The 17,116-nt window shown below is 59.1% G+C and carries 25 protein-coding genes; 13 read left to right on the forward strand and 12 right to left on the reverse strand.

The window, feature by feature from the left end; genetic code table 11:
* Positions 1–30: 30 nt before the first annotated feature.
* The 3 genes from M1E02_RS21445 to M1E02_RS21455 form a co-directional block, all read right to left on the reverse strand.
* Positions 31–1,383 carry a ParB/RepB/Spo0J family partition protein gene (locus M1E02_RS21445; RefSeq protein WP_479378268.1) on the reverse strand — a complete coding sequence of 451 codons (1,353 nt, stop codon included), beginning with the start codon at positions 1,381–1,383 and terminating at the stop codon, positions 31–33.
* Positions 1,384–1,973: 590 nt separating this feature from the next.
* Positions 1,974–2,324, reverse strand: a complete 351-nt coding sequence (locus M1E02_RS21450; protein WP_479378269.1) for a DUF3846 domain-containing protein — start codon at positions 2,322–2,324, stop codon at positions 1,974–1,976.
* Positions 2,325–2,406: 82 nt separating this feature from the next.
* Positions 2,407–2,835: a hypothetical protein gene (locus M1E02_RS21455; RefSeq protein WP_479378270.1), complete on the reverse strand. Its 429-nt coding sequence runs from the start codon at positions 2,833–2,835 to the stop codon at positions 2,407–2,409.
* A 503-nt stretch (positions 2,836–3,338) separates the two neighbouring features.
* Between M1E02_RS21455 and M1E02_RS21460 the strand changes: the two genes are divergently transcribed.
* The 5 genes from M1E02_RS21460 (at position 3,339) to M1E02_RS21480 (ending at position 6,633) form a co-directional block, all read left to right on the forward strand.
* Positions 3,339–3,617, forward strand: a complete 279-nt coding sequence (locus M1E02_RS21460) for a hypothetical protein (protein ID WP_479378271.1) — start codon at positions 3,339–3,341, stop codon at positions 3,615–3,617.
* A 199-nt stretch (positions 3,618–3,816) separates the two neighbouring features.
* Positions 3,817–4,125, forward strand: a complete 309-nt coding sequence (locus M1E02_RS21465) for a hypothetical protein (protein WP_479378272.1) — start codon at positions 3,817–3,819, stop codon at positions 4,123–4,125.
* 49 nt (positions 4,126–4,174) lie between these two features.
* On the forward strand, positions 4,175–4,744 hold the full coding sequence (locus tag M1E02_RS21470) for a hypothetical protein (RefSeq protein WP_479378273.1): 570 nt from the start codon (positions 4,175–4,177) through the stop codon (positions 4,742–4,744).
* A gap of 277 nt (positions 4,745–5,021) precedes the next feature.
* Positions 5,022–5,651: a M48 family metalloprotease gene (locus M1E02_RS21475; protein WP_479378274.1), complete on the forward strand. Its 630-nt coding sequence runs from the start codon at positions 5,022–5,024 to the stop codon at positions 5,649–5,651.
* A gap of 394 nt (positions 5,652–6,045) precedes the next feature.
* Complete coding sequence (locus M1E02_RS21480; RefSeq protein WP_479378275.1) at positions 6,046–6,633, forward strand: hypothetical protein; 588 nt, start codon at positions 6,046–6,048, stop codon at positions 6,631–6,633.
* 174 nt (positions 6,634–6,807) lie between these two features.
* Here M1E02_RS21480 and M1E02_RS21485 read toward each other — a convergent pair whose 3' ends face one another.
* From M1E02_RS21485 to M1E02_RS21505, 5 genes are all read right to left on the reverse strand, one after another.
* Positions 6,808–7,095 carry a hypothetical protein gene (locus M1E02_RS21485; RefSeq protein WP_479378276.1) on the reverse strand — a complete coding sequence of 96 codons (288 nt, stop codon included), beginning with the start codon at positions 7,093–7,095 and terminating at the stop codon, positions 6,808–6,810.
* Positions 7,092–7,328, reverse strand: coding sequence for a hypothetical protein (locus M1E02_RS21490; protein WP_479378277.1), 237 nt, complete (start codon positions 7,326–7,328; stop codon positions 7,092–7,094). Before M1E02_RS21490 ends, M1E02_RS21485 begins: the two co-directional genes overlap by 4 nt.
* The gene (locus tag M1E02_RS21495) at positions 7,325–7,894 is read right to left on the reverse strand and encodes a recombinase family protein (protein ID WP_479378278.1); all 570 of its coding nucleotides are present in this window, start codon (positions 7,892–7,894) and stop codon (positions 7,325–7,327) included. Before M1E02_RS21495 ends, M1E02_RS21490 begins: the two co-directional genes overlap by 4 nt.
* 489 nt (positions 7,895–8,383) lie before the next feature.
* Positions 8,384–9,121 carry a TIR domain-containing protein gene (locus M1E02_RS21500; protein WP_479378279.1) on the reverse strand — a complete coding sequence of 246 codons (738 nt, stop codon included), beginning with the start codon at positions 9,119–9,121 and terminating at the stop codon, positions 8,384–8,386.
* A 5-nt stretch (positions 9,122–9,126) separates the two neighbouring features.
* On the reverse strand, positions 9,127–9,297 hold the full coding sequence (locus M1E02_RS21505) for a hypothetical protein (RefSeq protein WP_479378280.1): 171 nt from the start codon (positions 9,295–9,297) through the stop codon (positions 9,127–9,129).
* Between the two features lie 414 nt (positions 9,298–9,711).
* Here M1E02_RS21505 and M1E02_RS21510 point away from each other — a divergent pair, with 414 nt between their 5' ends.
* The 7 genes from M1E02_RS21510 (at position 9,712) to M1E02_RS21540 (ending at position 13,606) form a co-directional block, all read left to right on the forward strand.
* Complete coding sequence (locus M1E02_RS21510; protein WP_479378281.1) at positions 9,712–10,053, forward strand: DUF4145 domain-containing protein; 342 nt, start codon at positions 9,712–9,714, stop codon at positions 10,051–10,053.
* Positions 10,054–10,163: 110 nt separating this feature from the next.
* Positions 10,164–10,439, forward strand: coding sequence for a hypothetical protein (locus tag M1E02_RS21515; RefSeq protein ID WP_479378282.1), 276 nt, complete (start codon positions 10,164–10,166; stop codon positions 10,437–10,439).
* 191 nt (positions 10,440–10,630) lie between these two features.
* Positions 10,631–11,320 carry a helicase associated domain-containing protein gene (locus tag M1E02_RS21520; RefSeq protein ID WP_479378283.1) on the forward strand — a complete coding sequence of 230 codons (690 nt, stop codon included), beginning with the start codon at positions 10,631–10,633 and terminating at the stop codon, positions 11,318–11,320.
* Positions 11,321–11,329: 9 nt separating this feature from the next.
* The gene (locus M1E02_RS21525; protein ID WP_479378284.1) at positions 11,330–11,791 is read left to right on the forward strand and encodes a hypothetical protein; all 462 of its coding nucleotides are present in this window, start codon (positions 11,330–11,332) and stop codon (positions 11,789–11,791) included.
* Between the two features lie 53 nt (positions 11,792–11,844).
* Positions 11,845–12,165 (forward strand): hypothetical protein, encoded by a 321-nt coding sequence (locus M1E02_RS21530; RefSeq protein ID WP_479378285.1) that lies wholly within the window; start codon positions 11,845–11,847, stop codon positions 12,163–12,165.
* 636 nt (positions 12,166–12,801) lie between these two features.
* On the forward strand, positions 12,802–13,047 hold the full coding sequence (locus tag M1E02_RS21535; protein ID WP_479378286.1) for a hypothetical protein: 246 nt from the start codon (positions 12,802–12,804) through the stop codon (positions 13,045–13,047).
* Between the two features lie 178 nt (positions 13,048–13,225).
* Positions 13,226–13,606 (forward strand): DUF4232 domain-containing protein, encoded by a 381-nt coding sequence (locus tag M1E02_RS21540; RefSeq protein ID WP_479378287.1) that lies wholly within the window; start codon positions 13,226–13,228, stop codon positions 13,604–13,606.
* Between the two features lie 156 nt (positions 13,607–13,762).
* On the opposite strand, the gene M1E02_RS21545 is transcribed toward M1E02_RS21540, so the two are convergent.
* From M1E02_RS21545 to M1E02_RS21555, 3 genes are all read right to left on the reverse strand, one after another.
* Positions 13,763–14,005 carry a hypothetical protein gene (locus tag M1E02_RS21545; protein WP_479378288.1) on the reverse strand — a complete coding sequence of 81 codons (243 nt, stop codon included), beginning with the start codon at positions 14,003–14,005 and terminating at the stop codon, positions 13,763–13,765.
* A 24-nt stretch (positions 14,006–14,029) separates the two neighbouring features.
* Positions 14,030–14,851 (reverse strand): hypothetical protein, encoded by an 822-nt coding sequence (locus M1E02_RS21550; protein WP_479378289.1) that lies wholly within the window; start codon positions 14,849–14,851, stop codon positions 14,030–14,032.
* Positions 14,852–14,969: 118 nt separating this feature from the next.
* Entirely contained in the window at positions 14,970–15,608 is a 639-nt protein-coding gene (locus tag M1E02_RS21555; protein ID WP_479378290.1) for a hypothetical protein, read from the reverse strand.
* A gap of 254 nt (positions 15,609–15,862) precedes the next feature.
* Here M1E02_RS21555 and M1E02_RS21560 point away from each other — a divergent pair, with 254 nt between their 5' ends.
* The gene (locus M1E02_RS21560) at positions 15,863–16,321 is read left to right on the forward strand and encodes a hypothetical protein (RefSeq protein WP_479378291.1); all 459 of its coding nucleotides are present in this window, start codon (positions 15,863–15,865) and stop codon (positions 16,319–16,321) included.
* A 92-nt stretch (positions 16,322–16,413) separates the two neighbouring features.
* Here the strand turns inward: M1E02_RS21560 and M1E02_RS21565 are convergent, their stop codons facing one another.
* Entirely contained in the window at positions 16,414–16,779 is a 366-nt protein-coding gene (locus M1E02_RS21565) for a hypothetical protein (protein ID WP_479378292.1), read from the reverse strand.
* Positions 16,780–17,116: the final 337 nt, after the last annotated feature.

The following is a 17,116-nucleotide window of genomic DNA, read 5'->3' on the forward strand; positions in this document are numbered from 1 at the left end:
GGCGGTGGGGGTTCCGCCCGGCAAGGGGTCTTATGCCGCCGTTTCGTCCTCGGCTGGTTTGCCGCTGTCGATGATGATCTGCTCGACTTCGCTGGGGGTGTATCCCCATGTGACCAGCTGGTTCAGGTAGTCCCGGTGGGTCTGTCCCGGGGACCGCCATGAGTCCTTGGCGATGGTCTTCTCGTACCCTGCGCAGACAAGCGCGATCAGTGAGAACTCGGGCCGGGCGGTGGACTTGGCCACGTGGGTCCGGAGCGGGTTCCATGCCCACGTTTTCTCCTCTTCGACCTTCGCGCTGACCATTTCAGCGGCCACCTCCCCGTCGTAGCCGCTGGCCGTCTCGGAGTGGTGGGTGATGGCGTGGACGGTGAAGTACTGCCAACCTTTCGGTGCCTGCTTGCGTGCCAGCAGGGTTTTGACGAACTCGCGCCGGACCTTCGTGGCGGATTCCATGGCCTTGTTGTTTGCAATGAGGGTTTTGCGTTCGGCTTTCTGCTCGTCGGTCATCGGACCTTTCTGGGCTTGGGTGCCGCCGTCGTATCGTTCGTACTTCGGCGTGAAGCCCAGTTCCTTCCATCCGGTGATGACGGGCATAGCGTTGTGCTGGCCCCGGTAGTCGGAGCTGATCAGGTACGCGTTGGCGTCGTCGTCGGTGGCCGGTTCGCCGTCTGCCCGGTTGGCCGCTGAGACGTAGAGGTTTTCTTCGTCGTTGTAGTGTCCTGCATCCTCGACGATTGTCTTTCCTTGGGCTTTCAGTTCCTCGATGAGAGCTGTGAGGGCGGCGGCGCTTTCGCGGCGGTCGCGCAGGAGCTGGGCCACGTGGAGCAGCTGCTCGGGTTCGTCCATGATGACCGATTCCAGTTCCTCGGTTGCGTCCTCGTCGCCTTCGAACTCGGCCATGATGAGCGCTTCCTCGATGGTCCAGCCTTTGCCCAGGGCGGCGGCTCCGGCGTCGGATGCCTTGGCTTTCAGCGCGCTTTCGACGGTGGTTTTGGTCCGTCCGGTCTTCTTGGCGATCGAGGCCGCCGAAACACCAATCAGCGACAGCTGGTGGTAAGCGTCAGCCTCGTCCGCTTCGGTCAGCTCGGCGCGCTGGATGTTCTCCACCACCTGCGTGACGATGCGTTCGGCTTCTTCGGGGCTGTCGATGATCATCACCGGGATGCTCTCCCGTCCGGCCTCGACGGCGGCGCGGGTGCGTCGCTGTCCCATCAGGACGTGCACTGTGCCGTCTTCCTTGCGGTGGGCGATGACGGGTTCCATCACGCCGTGTTCTTTGATGCTGGCTACGAACTCCTTGGTGAGTCCTGCTTCCTTGCGGACGTTGATATCAACGGTCAGGGTGGCCGGGTCGATCATTTCAAGCGTGGGTGTTGCGTTCATGTGGTGTTGCTCCTTCTTGTCCGAGAAGTTGGGTGAGTGGGGCGGCTCGTGGTGACCGGCCAGCGTCCCCTCTCCCCCGTTGTTTTTTGGTTGCTGGCAAGCTTGCTTGCTTCTGGCCGACGGAGGCCTGTCTACCCGTAGGGCAAGGGCAGAAAAATCTTGCGGGATCCGAGCTAGCGAGGATCCCTGGCTAAAGAATTTTCGGACCGCAGGCCCCGGTGGAGCTTGCGGAATCCGGGGCTAGACGGGGTGGAGCGGACAGGTAAAATCCGCAGGACAGCAACCAGAAAACGTCGTAGACAAACAGGTGATGACGGGCAGGAGCTCTGCGACGGACCGGCAGCGCCCAACAGCCGGGCGCGGAGCGGACGCCCTAATGGGTGCGAGCCCTGGCGAGCATGCTCTTTGTCCAAGGTTCCAAGGCGTGGCCCAAGTTTGGTCAGATTTTGGGCGGGTCCGGCCCAAAAGTGGCCACGGCTAAAACGGCCGGTATAGGCGGTCCGTCGCCGGTGACCACAAGCGCCGGCTGCCACGTGCGGCGGACCGCCCGAGGTGACCGGCCCCGAAGGACCGGCCACCGCTTCCTGCGGTCAGCTCACGGGCTGTTGCAGGCCAAACAGTTGTTGCGCGAGGTCGATCAGATCCTCCGGCACGTCACCTTCGTCTCCGTCCTCGGTCTCGCCCAGGAACACGACGTTCCCGCAATAGACGTCGGTGAGGATTCCGGTGTGTTCAAGGACCATGTGCGCGGCGCGGCGGTTGGGTTCAAGGCCCAGGATTTTGCCTTCCTCGTTGAGGTAGAAGTGCCAGTCATCCCCGCTCACGGCTTCGATGTTCCCAGCCACGAGGCTTTGCAGGTTCTCCAAACCCGCGTCAATGGTTTCGAGGCGTGCGGGCTGGTTCATGTCGGCGGGGATGATCAGGGCGGTGCAGGTAGTCATCAGGATGTTTCCTCTCAGGTCATGGATAGTGGTGGGGTGCGGTGCCCCGCCGTTGTTGGGCGGGGCACCGGCTTTGTGGTGGTTAAGCGGCGTTGAGGGTGCAGGGCATCCGGTACCGGCTGGGAAGCTCGGCGGCGGCCTCGGGGAGGTCGTCCGGGCCTTGGGCCTGTCCGTTCTTCCATGAGAAGAAGGCGTGCTCTGTGATCGCGTCCCATTGCCGGGCCTGCGTCCGGTAGTAGGCACAGGTCACGTCGCCCTCGCAGTACGTGGCGACTCCGAACAGGTTCCCGATGCTGTCAGCGGTCCGAATGCCAGCGACCATGACATAGGGCCACTGGCCCAAGTCCCAGCCGTCGCAGCCCCAGTTCGGGATGACTGCCCAGCCCTCAGTCTCGATGAGTTCCATCCAGTCGTACCCGCCGTTCATGTGGTAATCCCCCAGCACGGTCACGCCCTCGATGATTTCCCCGGTGTCCTTGGTGGTCACTGTCTTAGTTGCTACAGCGTTCATGTGGTGTTGCTCCTTCTTGTCCGAGAAGTTGGGTGAGTGGGGCGGCTCGTGGTGACCGGCCAGCGTCCCCTCTCCCCCGTTGTTTTTTGGTTGCTGGCAAGCTTGCTTGCTTCTGGCCGACGGAGGCCTGTCTACCCGTAGGGCAAGGGCAGAAAAATCTTGCGGGATCCGAGCTAGCGAGGATCCCTGGCTAAAGAATTTTCGGACCGCAGGCCCCGGTGGAGCTTGCGGAATCCGGGGCTAGACGGGGTGGAGCGGACAGGTAAAATCCGCAGGACAGCAACCAGAAAACGTCGTAGACAAAGAGGGCCAGGGGGTTCGGAGCTCTGCGACGGGGCGCCCTGGACCCAACAGCCGGCCGCGAAGCGGACGCCCCCTAACGGGTTGGAGCGCAGCGGAATCCCGTTGCTTTGATACCGTGGGCTCATCCCGCCGGTCGCAGTGAAGCTCCCATCAGCTTTCGCTCCTGGCGGGACTTCACTCTCAAGGACAAGGGGAATCCGATGGGCCTGCGAAGCCTTTTCAAGAAACGCCCAGCCACCGCTGGCTACGAGCTGCCCGCAGCGCCCAGGCCGGAACCGGAACCACTGTCACCTCAGCAGATCGCAGAGCTGCAGGAGGCCTGGGCCGAACTAAACCAGGCAGCTGAAGATACGGGGGTCATCAACTTCCGTGCTTGCACGCGTGGTGGCCCGTCGTGGGAAAAGGATCCTCAAGCCGTCCGCGGCATGGCTGCAGCGCTGAGGCAGATCCATACTGAGGAAACCCGAGGCGGACAGTAACCCAACCAGGCTGTGCACGACCGCCGGCTACTCGAGGTCGGGTTCGAGCAGCTGGTGATCTGGCGGTGGTGTGCAGCCGGTCAGATGGTCCCTGTCGTCCCCAAGTGTGCGGGAAAAGCCCGCAGGAAGAGCTTTTGCCGTGCCCATGTGGGCGAGAGGCAGCCCCACTCCCCGTCACTACCCTTGAGGGATGGTGAACATGTTTGAGAACCGCAGCGTCTTCGAGAAAGACGGCGTTGAGTACGAGCATGCCGACCGAAGACCGGACTTCACCGGTCAAACGGCCCGCAGGTTCACCTACGGCGAAGAACCGGAGGTGATCGCCCAGGTACCGTTGGCCAACGGCGAAACACTCGAGATCCATGGGTACGCCACACATTGGACACAGGACGAGGTCGACGTCGCCTGGACCGATGACCGGGGCAGCCAGTACACCTGCTGGGTACCCGCTGACCGAGTCCGTCGCCCCGCGGCCGAGGAATGGCACGGCAAATACCTCCCCCGCTGAGAGGCAGCTGGCACGTTAGGATCAGTGGCACTAACTACGGGGAGGCACTGTGAGCGGACAGCAAGAGCCAACAGAAGACGAACTACGGTTCATGGCCGAAATGGGGATGACTGAGGTTGAACCCGGCCGATGGTCCACTGCCTGGCAAGGCAGTGATCCGGATATTCAGGAATGGCTCGATAACCAAGGCAGCGAGGGCGAAGAGAATCTTGACCTGCTGATGCGCGCCGGGCGAGTGCAGAACGAATTTAACCTCGAACAAACAGGCGAGCACAGCGCTGTTTCCGTCCAGCGGATCCAGGGCGAAGGCTCCGAAGAACACGGCTCCCTCATGGCCGTCTTCGTCGCCATAAGGAACAGCAGCGTCGGGGACTTCGAGGCCCTGGACAGCCACGGGATCCAGCGCGGGGTCGAGGAAGCCATGGCCCAATATGATGAAATGCTCCCCCCGGACCTGACAGCAGTCGCCCTGCGGAAGCTCGGCATCAAGTGCAAAACGATTCTGGATAACCCGGAGAACACCGGGCCTGAAGGACCCAACCCGTTGGACTACCCAGGCTTCAGAGCTGCCGTCATGCACTTCCCTGGAGCAAAGTGGGCCTGGATCGACCCGGAGTGAGGTCTGGAATAGCTGGGGAGCATCGACGACGGAGGCGAGCTTTACTCAAATGAATGTTTACTCATTTGAGTAAAGCTGCTGGCCCGCTGGGTGCGAGCATGCTTCTGCCCTGCAACTGTCAGACTGGGCTGATTGGTGGGCTTGTCCCGCCTGGTTCCCCCAATCCCAGGCGGGACATTCTTGTCAGAAGGAGAGATGGACAGTGGGACTGCGAAACTTCCTGAGCAGGCACCGGTCTCCAGCTCCCGCTGAGGTCCCGACTGTCGTTGGTGCCGGCGTGAGCAATGTTGAAGTGAATCAGCGGGCAGCTCAGGTCGCCCAGCCGGTGCTTGTATCGCTGTGCGCCGAGATTGACCGTGAGGTGCCTGAATTGCACATCGTTCAAAGCCTGCCTGGAGGGAGCGTGGACACGGCTAGGGTATCCAACTTGCGTGGCAACGGAACGATTGAGATTCCTGCTTCGCTGGTGGTTGGGCTTTCCGGTCCTGCGCTGAAGTATCTGCTTGGGCATGAGCTTGGGCATATCGCCCTAAGGCGTTCCCCTGCAGTAGTGCTGCGGCGCATTGTGTGGGCGTTCTTCTGGGTTTTTGGGTTTATCCCCCTCGCCTGCGTGGCGATGGGGGTCAACGGCGGCGGTCCGGAATTTTTCCTCATCGCCGTAGGATCTGTCCTCATGACCCTGCCGGTTATCGCCACGATAATGGCGCTCTTGCGCAGGAACGAGGCAGATTGCGATCTGTTCTCGGTCCGCTTGCAGGGGAACATCTCGGGGGCGCTGGAGCATCTGGGACATCACGCCGCTGTGGCAGAAACGAAGAAGGCGAAGGGTCTGTGGGAGCGAATGTTTGAGCATCACCCTAGCGACGTTCGCAGGATGGAGTTGCTGCGCCGACATTTCCCTGCCTGAATCGCGCGCCGGCTGGCTTGATGGCATCAGAAGAGTGTTGGCGCGTCAGGATCGAGACCGGCCAGGAGGGCGGCTACGCGCTGGGGCCTGTCCCAGCCGTGGGCGCGGACTTCGTCCCGCAGGGCGACCCCAACACTAGAATCCCAAGCACGTGGAACCCGGCCTGTGATCGAGCAGGTCAAAATCATGCCCAACTAAAAGTTCAGTTCGCAACAAGCCAAGTCAGGCCACCACCATCCCCACGAACAATCCCTCGATCGCGCAAACTTGGCGGCTCAGGACAGCTATAGGAGTACCGGGCCAAGTAAGCGAGAATCACGTTTAGCACCAGCTTCTCCTTTTGTGGCTGCTGTAGAAGGACGGCCTGTCTGTTCTCTCGATTAGCCTTGTCCATATGAGCGAAGAGACTGCACTAAAACTTAAGGAAGCCGAGGCACATTTCTCTGCAAAGGAGAAGGAAGCCACAGCACGCAAAAACGAGCTTTTGAAAGCAGTATCGGAACGAATTCCCGGCCATGCCAGGGACTTCGCCAAGCGAATAGCCCAAGGCCAGCCAGAAGCGACAAAAGCCCTAGGGGCTGAGGGCGTGAAGAAGCTTCGGACGGAGCTAGAGGATATGGCAGAGGAGCTTGCCGCCGACGTCGCCGGCGCTGCATCCAAAATCAAATGGCCCAAGCCTTCAACCTACTCTCCGGTAAAGCCTTGGGATGTGCGCACTGCCCTGTTCAACTACATGTATGGCCCCAAGGTGAACAGGTTTGCGAAGGTCTTCAAAGACAACGGTTTCGATATCCACGATGACAACGCCCAGCGGTCACAGAGCCTCATACTTCCTCAATCGTTCTTCTCAGAGAGTGAAATGGCTGCGGAAAGTCAGGCCCTGGGCAACGCTCTATTGGAACTGGCTAAGGCCGAAATGGCAGTACAAAAAGCCAAAGAGGCGGACGACCTTGCTGCGGTTGATGACATATGGGGTGACTAGCACCAGCACCACGAACCGTGAAAGTAATCAGCGGGAGACGTAGTTTCCGTGCCACTCTTCATGGCTCAGGACAGCTATAGGAGTACCGGGCCTACAGCAGAAGACCCCAATACCGGCCGGTCCGCCGCACCAACACCACGCACCGCCAAATAATCTTCGAATTCACATGGTCATTCAGTCGATTCTCTTCTGAAACAAAACCATAACCAGGGCAGATGCGATGTAGTGCGTGACCTGCACGTTCTCGTGGCCCCTGATTCCCGCGGGCCGCCGTTCCATGACCGGAACCGGCGTGACTGTGTGTGATGCAGGTTCAGCGGTCCACAGCTGGTCCCCGGCCTCCTGGAACACTGTCACGAGATCCTTGAGATTCTTATCGAGTCGCTGAGCGAGCTGCCTAACGGATTCCTCAACGGTGGGCTGTGGCTCACTGACCACGTACACGGTTTCAATACGGCTCATCGGTTCTTCTTTCTCATGATTCGTGGGAGCCTGATCCCGAATAGGCTCCCCAGGTAGAGCAGAACTGCCCAGCTCACGACACCAAGGACAAGCGAAAACGCAGCGTCGCCAAGGAACGCTGCGTTGCCCAGAGTCGCTGCCTTGCCCACTGCTTGGGCAGCCAGGATGAGATAGATCCCGGCGCAGACCCATGCTGAGAGCGCCATGGTGAAGCCGATGACAAATCTCTTCATGAGGAGCCGCCCTCGAACTTGGCCAGCGCACGGGATACGGACATTCGGCCGACGCCTAAAGTTTTGGCGATCTGCTGAATGTTCTTGTTTTCTTCCCGCAGCAGCAAAGCTGCCTCGATCCGCTCCGGTGTCATGACGGTTGGCCGGCCACCAACGCGGCCCTGGGATTTGGCATGGGCCAGCCCTGCCATAGTGTTTTCACGGATGGTGTCGATGCGCAGCTGCGCGAAGACCGCAACGATGCCGTAGAAGGCCCGGCCCATTGGAGTAGTGGTGTCGATAGCTGGCTCTGTCAGTGAACGGATGTTGATTCCTCGCTCACCGAGATCCGAGATGATCTGGAATAGGTGCCACTCCCCCGATACCCGGTCAAGCCGGTGGACCAGCAGCGTGTCGCCGGCACGCATGTAGTCCAGGCAAGCAAGCCATTGCGGCCTGTCTCTGACACGACTGGAGTCGCCGTGGTCTACAAACACACGCTCCGCCCCCGCTTCCAGCAGCTCGTGTTTCTGATAGTCCGGGTTCTGTTCGCGGGTCGAAACCCGGGCATAGCCGATAGTGCTCATTGTCAGCTCCTCTCGGCTCATAAACCTACCTGCCCGGTTTCGTTCAATTTTGGTTTCGTGCAACGGTTTTGAGCATATGCACGGCGGCGTGTCGCTGCCTCACACGCTTATGCTCGGAAACCGCCGTTTAACGGCACAGGGCCGTCGGCCAGAGTAGGCCGGGAGATATGTAGTCTTTCTCCTGTCGTGATCGTGTTCTGAAGGACGGGCGCTGCATAAGCCTGCCCGCAAACTTTGGGTAGAGTTTGCTTGTTGGGCCAAAGGGCATGTTGTTTGGTGGACAGGGAAAGCGCCCGGGTGGCGCTCCCGGGGCGGATAGAGTCCGGACCGGGCTTCGGGACGGGGCGATCCTGTAACGAGCGAACTGAAATCTCAATGGCATCCCGGCGACCAATCAGACGTGGCAAGCCCTTTACAGGGAGCCCTTGGTAGATGCCAAGTTGGAACGTCGGCCTCCTGCGGCAAATTGACGCAGGAGGTCCTCCAGCGCTACATCTGTCGAAGATTGGCATCGAATCTGGCACCGCCGCTACGAAGTTCCCGTAGGAATTGATCAAATGCCACCTGGATCTTCGCGGGCTGTCCCATTTTCAGGATGTGCCGAGTTCCACGGGGACTCTTTGCAGTCAGCCTGGTCCGCGTCTCGTTCCATTTGAAAGTCCAGCCTTGTGGGGTGAGATTGCTTCTCAGGGTCCTAAGATCATTTTCGACGTTACGGACGGATGCGGCGGCGGGAGGTTGCGGATGTTTAGAAGGGCTTTGGTCACGCGGGCCAGCCAACTTGACCTCATCGAGGATCTTTATGACGACACCCCGCAAGGCAGCGCTCATGTTTTTATCGTCACGGACTTGATAAGGCAAGTAAGTGATTCCGCCGACGTCTGTGGGAAGCTTCAAGTCCACCCCGCCAGGAAGGACCATATAGGTCCTTTCCGGTCCCAAAGCTCCCATGAAAAGGCCCAACTCGAACACAACGTTGTCCCTAGGTGCTTGAGCTGTGACATCCCGGCTCTCCACATCATCGTCCGGACTTAGGACCATTATTGCGAAGTCCACTTTCCTCGCTTGATCTACAAGGGAGCCGAGAACGTGTCGGCCTGGCCTGAAGACGTTCTCAGTCCACACGGTGGATTCGGTCAGTCCGGAGCTGTCCAGCTCATCTGCCAACCTTACGGCCGCGTCTCTTCCCTCACTGGATGATCCAAGAAATACCTTCGACCTGGCCACGGGTTCTAGGCCGAAGGCTTGGCGGGGACGGGCAGTCCGTTGTCTCGTAGTCGGTCCAGTACTTCGTGAGCCACGTGGTCCAGAACCTCGCCCTTTACGTCGTAACGAAGCGAATCCACCACGGTGGCGTGCAAGTCTTCGTAGTCGGTTTTCGTTGATGGGGTGTTGTGAGCCATATAGGCAGAGTACGCGAGACTTCTACCGCACAAGCGGAGTAACAGGTCCGCCGTATATCGGCCGTTTTCGTCGAAGGACATTCTCTGCCTGTCTGCGAAAATTGGCGGATGGCCGACAAGCAAACGAATCCTGACTCACTTCCGACACCATCCGACCCTACGGGCCCTTGTCCGTGGTGCGGAAGAACCTCCAGCTTCACTCTGACTAGCCAAACGCATCTTTCGTACGAAGTAGACGAGAACGGGAGATATCCCGACCGTTTAGTCGCTACCCTGCAATGCCAAGGATGCACGAACAGCACTGTCGTCGTAACGAGCAACAATGGACGAGGCCTAATGTGGTGGCCCGTGCCTGGGGCTGGAGTCCTAGACCCCCAAGTCAATGAAGGTGTGGCCTCGGCATACGACGAAGGAATGCGGTCTCTCGCCGTGGGAGCGAATCGCGCCGCGGCAGTAATGTTTCGCTCCGCCCTGCACCTGTTCGTCAAAGACAAGGGCAGTGAAAAGGCCAAAGGCGAGAGGCATCTGAAATCTGCCCTTAAGCAGATGAAGAATGACGGTGATCTACATCGTTCGCTCTGGGACTGGGCCGACCACCTCAACCAGTTGGGGAACGAGGGCGCTCATCCGGAGGACTATGACGACGTGACCGCTGAGGAAGCGACGGGCCTGTGCAAATTCGTACGGCACCTCATCCGGCACGAATACGAGATGCCAGCTCAGCTGCTCCGCGATCAGGGGTTGCTGCAGGATTGACTTCGCCCTCGCCGTAGGAGCGGAGACGGTGGCACATCAACGGCCGTTTTTGGCAAGACAGACTAGCTGTCGCTATCAGATGTACTTTGAGGAGCGTCTAAGATTTCCTCGTGACTTCACCAGAAAAGAATCCGTCCGACTTCCAGCTTCCTGAGCCGTCGGACGAGGAGCTGAAAAGAATTAGTGCGCTCCTGAGTCGCATAGGCGGAGTGCACGTGCAATGGGGTGCAAAGGACTTCCTCAACGTCTGGGCCATAGAGCAACGCGCCAGGCTCGATCAGCTGATGTCCGCGAGGCTCCACAAGGCCACTTGGGCCCTTTTCTTCGCGACGGTCGCCTTAGTTATATGCACTGCCGCTCTGATCTGGGCAACATTGGCGGCCTAAAACGGCCGTTTTCAGGCGGAGAAAAGGGATCCCTGGCAGTTGCCACACTCCAGCGCACTTGCAGGGGCCTGGTAGTAGGCAGCCTCGAATCTAGCCCCTGGTCGGCGTTGCAAGCGTGCTTCACCGCCCTGTCCACACTGTGTAAACCCCGGGCTAGCCCACCAGGCGGCGGGCGATGGCAGGATGATCTGATGAGACCTAAGAGGTGGAGTGCCGCTCCGGAATCGGAGTGGGTGATGATGTACCGGCGCGGCCTCGGCCGCGGACAGATCGCTGAGCAGGCCGGGGCCCCGGCCGGGACGGTTGGGTACCATCTGGCTGTGGCCCGGAAGCTTCACCCTGGCCTGCAGGAAGAGCACGCTGCGGCCACGCGTGCGAAACCGGGACGGGTAACGAGGCAAGGCCTTGTGCGTATGGCCCAGCTCGTTGCCATGGTCCAGGGCAGCGGCAAATATCCCTCCGCGAAATCCTCTGACCGGGATGAAAGGGCGCTGGCCGCCTGGTTGAACCGGCGACGCCGGGAATCACGGGAAGGCACGCTGCCGCCGGCCTTCAGGGACGGTCTGAAGATCCTGTCCGGCTGGCAGGACCTGCGGCGTTCGGCCGGTGACGAGGCGAGATGGCAGGAACGCCTTGATGCCCTAGCCGCTTACCGGGAATCCGGGCACGACTGGCCCCGGCACAAAACCACCAGCGACGGTCTGGAGCATGAACTCGGTGTGTGGATCCACACCCAGCGTTACAAGGAACGCCGCGGCGAGCTGGACCCGGCGAAAGTCGCCGCCCTGGACCCAAGCGTGCCTGGTTGGCGGGCGGGCCGGACCCGCGGCCGCAAACCAATGCGTGATCAGGGCACAACGCAGCACGTCCGGGGGGGTTAGATTGATCCTGTGAAGCAGGATCTTCAGGTACTGCAGGTGTGGCCGGCGTCGGACGGGCGCGCGGTGATTTCGCCCTTTGACGCCTCCGAAGATTTCACCCAGGAGTGCTGGCAGGCCAACGAAGTCATAGCAGCCTCGAAAGCAGACTCCTTCTACAGCTTCCTGCGAGCCGGGACAGAGGTAGCCCGAATGCTCCTCGTGGATCCTGCCGGGCCGATTGACGACTACGACGTCCCTGAAGATCTCGCGGACGCGGTTGACATCGACTTCATTGAAGTCGCCGGCGGCTACCGTGGCCAGGGCTTTGGCGCCCGGGCCGTGGAGCTCGTGCAGCAACTGTTTCCCAGTCGTACCTTCGTTGCACTCCCTGGCGGCAACGAAGGATTCTGGGAGTCTCTGGGATGGCAAAGGTATGAACACCGCCAAGGCGCACCCAATCCCCCGCTGTTCGTCAATCCGTCCCATGGATGAACAGGCCATCGACGGTGCGCCTGGAACGATGGCAAGGGGACTAGCGTAGAAGTGTGCCCAGGTTCGATAGCAACAGCAAGTTCCAGTTGGACGGCGTTGTGTACGAGCACGCCGACCGCAGGCCTGACTTCACCGGCCAGACGGGAACGGTGCGCAGGTTCACCTACGGGGAGGAACCTCAGGTGATCGCCCAGGTTCCGCTGGTAAACGGCGAAACACTCGAAATCCACGGGTACGCCACGCATTGGACACAGGACGAAGTCGACGTCGCCTGGACGGACGACCGAGGCAGCCAATACACCTGCTGGGTACCCGCCGACCAGGTCCGCCGCCCTGCAGCTACCGAGTGGCACGGCAACTACCTCCCCCGCTAATTCAGACACTGACGCTCAACCATTTTTCTGACGCAATAGTTGCAGCCCTATCATGGTCAATAAGGAGCGGGTTAGTATTCCCACATATTCCACTGAGATACTCAAACTACATAAGATCCCCGGAAAATAATCCTTGATATGTATTCCAAAAGATTCCTGGTGGGTTATTGTGTAGTGGTATACAACGGTATGGCACGGTATAGCACATGCACTTGCCAAGACTGGCGTATGCACGCAGGTTAAAGAAGTAACGGCCCAGCTGTAACTGGGCCGCTACCGTGGAGGGCTAGTAAAAATGGTCCTTCAGCAATCTCCCAAGATTGATCAAAGCCGCGACGACGCTTACCAACAGTTGCCTAGACTGCAAGCGTCTCGCGGCTTCTTGCGTTCCCGAAGCTTGTCGACGATGTCTTCTCATCACCACCCCCTCCTCTCGTTGTGTCGGGCTTCCCAGGGGAAGCAGCCCACGTCTCGAAGGAGAGACAAAACCAACTGTAAATGACTTTAGGCAAACAATGTGCAAACTCCGGGCGGAATGTTGAATTAAAATCCAACGTCACGGCAATTCACTCAGAACCATCAAAGTCGTCAAAGTCCGACGCATTGGTAATTGAAAACGTGGCGTAGCGTTGGGCCATGGGCCCTCTCTACGACCACCCAGGCTGGGCTGCGGTAGTCATGACGCGGATAGCGGCCGAAGAATCAGAGGGACCGGTCGTGGAACGTCACGGATCCGACGCGGCAGCGCAGTTGGTGATCGCCATGGCCCGCCAGCACTTCATCTTCCTGGATGCGGCGGCACCAGCCATCACCCTCCCAGTTGATGCGCTTCCTGATGCACTGGAACTGGAACAACTTGAAAGGCTCAAAGATGGCGGCTAGTCCGGACAGTCCGGTCACCTTTATAGATATTGCGACCTTAGCCATCGCCTGTTTTGGAGCCGTGATGGCAGTGCTGTCGTTGGGATGGCAGATAGCTGCCTGGGCTCTAGAGGGCCGTAGGGTCCGTGTCGTTCTCAAGCATGGAGCAATCGGGCGCGATAGCGTTGTTGCTGGTTCCGTGGACCGGTCTAGAAAGCCTCGCGACCTTCGTTCACTCAGGGAACAAGGATTCACCGGCCCAGAGGTACTTGGAATCACCGTTACGAATCTCGGTCGAGCTCCCGTCACGATAAGCGGGTACTCGGCGAAACTAATCGGCATCGGTGGGCCGACATTTACTCCCGCAGGCGACCAGATTATTGGGCCAGGTCTGCCGTTCAGGCTCCAGCCAGGGGAGTCGGAGTCCTGGTATATCGATATGGAAATGGTGCATGCCGTGGTGCATGCCACCGCCGCAGTCGACAAAGTGATGAGACGTCGTGTGGCGATGCAAGTTGAACTCGGGACGGGCGACATCAAGAAGGCAAAGCGTCACATCAAGCTTCGCGAGCAGACCTAACTGCCGGCCGGGTTCACCAAAACTTCCTGGATTCCAACGAGGTCCAATGAAAGCTCCGCAAATCAGGCGTCTTTTGGTCCTGGCATGCGGCTTCCACGGTCCATCGAACGCATCGACATTCAGGGCCCTACAAACAGGTAGGCGGGTAGAGCCGCGCTATTTAGTGCCCTTAGACGGTTTGGGGTCCTTACCGTACGGCCGCTTTACGACGGCGGTCCCGCCTTCGGATCCTTTGACCACTCTCACCGAGACTGCATCCTTGATGCCCACCCGGTCACGAATCTTCTTTTCGACAACATCGATGTCATCGAGTTGCTTCTTCGATGGGTGCAGCCCTCGCAACGTCTTGAAAAATGCGTCACTATCAAGGGGCTTGCGGGCCGGTACCTGATGAGTCATCGGAGCCTCCTTCTTCTTCGCATTTTATCGCTCCAGTACTCTCGCGATGGCCATTGCCGCGGGAACAGTCAATACTTCTCGCACATCTCGTTCACCCAACACGGCATGCTCAGGCTGAACGTCAGACCGATTGGGTATGTCAATCGCCAAGATGCCAAGAAGCCTACTTCCGCCCTCTGACTTTATTGGCGTAGCCAGGCTTTCGTAGTATTTCCCAACCATTTGACGCAGCTCTTCGTCAGAGAAGCCGAACCTTTGCTCCTGTGAAAGGGAGGACAGGAAGTCCTCGCCAGCGTTGAGCTGGGTCGAGGCTTTGACCCAGTCACAGTGGACAATATCCTTCGTCTCGGCCGCGATTCCGATGGCGCCCTTCGCGCCCCTCCATTTGATGTCCGATGCCGGAGGGTAGTCGTCCAGACGGTATCTCACGAGGGGCTTCAGTTTGAAGCTCTTCCACGTCTTTTTATACAGAAAGACAGAACCTCCCAAGTAGACGATGTTGATTCCTGTATTTTCGCTGAGGTTCTTCAAAACACTAAGGATGGCTCTATTGATGTCTTTCTTGTTTTCCTCGTCAACTTTGCCCAGCCTTGCCTGAATCAGGCCCCAGGCACCGTCTGCGGCTATCGCCAAGGCAGCCAACGTCCCGGTCCAAACTGAGATCGTAACCCAGTCAGCCTGAGCTACGCCCATAACCACAGGAAACATTTGATCAGGGTTCGGAGGCCCTGGAGGGGTATAACCGGCAGCTGGCTTATCCGGCGCCTTCGAAAATTGCAGGGTCAGCGAAGCAGCCAGTCCAGCCAGGATCTTGACCCCATCCCAGATCCACATCGGCTTCTTCAACAGACCTCCAAGTCGTACATCAAGACCTGATCGTACGACACTCGAGCCGTCACTCCTCGTCTATCAGGTTCTCGCCCTGGGTCAGTGCCTTGGAACTTGGACAACCGCCTAGCAGGCCTTAGTCACCCCCCTCCCAGGAGTGTTCCGGATTTCCTACCGAGCTACGGTGCCAATCATGCCCATCTAGGCGATAGGACATCTGGACGACAAAACGAGACATTGGTCTGCCACTCAGCTCCTCTGTGTCACCTGGAACTCCTTCGATGTCGACATGGTGCGAGTACGTCTCACCTGCCGGGATGCGGATACCGGCAGGTAGTGGTTGTATCGGTGTCAACGCTTTGTCGAGAGTGACGCTTTTTACGACAGCCAGATACTTTGAGTGGTTCTGAATGACGATGTGGACACCTGTCATCATCAGGTTGGGGGGCGCCCCCAAGCCCCTGCCGCCCTTCAACTCAATGCGCACGTTGCTGGCTTCCTTCGTCTGCTCGCGCTCACGCTCCAACTGTTCCGCGACGTCCCTTTCGCGCTCAGCCCTTCGGGAGATCTCGCGCTCGGCCTGATCGGAACGAAAACTCCGGACGGCCCACAGGAGCGTGAGAACTGTGGCAACGGCACCGAACCAAGTTCCAGTCGCCTCAATCCAGTCGGGCGTCCAGTCCTTAATGACCACAAGGGCGAGGGACGCGCCTAGCGTCAGGCCGCCGAGGCCCCAAATTGAATGGACAATGAGCGGATTTAGTCGTGAGGACACACCTACACAGTAGCGACGTGTCGTCGATGGGGCCGCTGGCTCGCACAAATGATGCCACCTTGGATCAGCTGTAGCCGGTGTCCCACTTCCTTAGAACTGGGACCGTCCCTGTGGGACAGTGCCAGGGTCGGCCCGGACGTACGCGCTCATGTTGTCAGCCGAAACGCTTTCCCAGTAAAAGGAACAGCGGGTTGCGCGCCGACGTATAGGCTGATTGCACTCTGTAGGAAAGTTACTTGGACGGAAGAGCTCAGATGATATCCAAATCGACTTCCAGTCGAGCTTTTCTCGCCATCCTGATAGGTCTGCTAAGCCTTGGGTTGGCTTCCTGCGAGGAAGCGCCGTTACCCTCAAAAGACGACATCGTCGGTACGTGGGTCTACGACGAAGGAAGCACTTACGAGGCGAAAGACACAAACGGCAAGGTCGAGTTCAAGGATGACGGAACCTTCGAACTCGAACACATCCCTGAAGAAGCCATAAGCCAGGAATCTGACACTCTGACGTCAGAAAGCGGAACCTGGGAAATCCTGGACCGTGAACGTGAAAGCTGGCCGAACCCGAGAGTTCAAATTACAACTTCGGGTTCTGTGGTGATTCCTCGTCCGTGGAGAACAAGTTTTCTCGTCGAGGGCAGCGGGGTCGGTCGCCGGTTGATAGGTGTAGTTGGTGACCCCGACTTGGCCGACCGGTACATCCTCCGTAAGAAGTAGTTTGGGCGGACTACATTATTGCACCTGAGCGTCCCACTTCCTTGGTAGTGAGACGGTGCTAAGTGGGACACACGCCGGCGGTCGGCCGGGAACTATGCCGTCGGCCAGAGATCAACCCAAACATGTTCCGGGGAAATATCGTCCGGTTCGAGAACACTCACTGTCACTGTCGTCTCGCCTTTCGCTGCTGGCAGTTTCGCGTCCATGTCGGCGTCGCCTACCGAGAGCAGACCGAGCGGTGTAGAGAGCACTCCGGTGTAAAGGCGGTGGAGCCCTCGCCTGTCGGGAATTGCCTCGGGATGGAATGTCACGGTGACGCTTCCTTCGGCAAAGCCGAGCTCGAGATCTTCTACGTCCTGAGCGTGTCGAATCGAGATGACCAGTCCAGCTCTATTTGCCGAAACGATCTGTTCATGGTCAATATCGGGCAGCTCTCCGAGGGCTGAACTATCTGACATGATCACGATGCCCCAGTGCCAGGGGCGCACGAGAGTAGTCGTCAATTGGCCTGCATCGCAGTACCTATCCGCCCGTCAATAGTTTTCGCAGTGTTGTTGTTCCACGCTAAGCCACGACCAGCCCGGAGCATTAACGGTTGCACAGTCCCGGCCTTGGGAAGTGCTCGTAATATAAACGTCCCGGAAGCTATCCCGAAAGTCGCGTTTCACGCCCCTGGTACGGTAACTACTTTCGGTACGGTGCAGGACTGGCCCGAGCGGCGCGCGGGCGGCAAGGCCTTCTGGGGCGGGGGCCTGCTTCCCCGTCAGTAGCCTTCTCCCGCGGTGCCGTCCCCTC

It is taken from the genome of Arthrobacter sp. Z5-13, assembly GCF_056499105.1.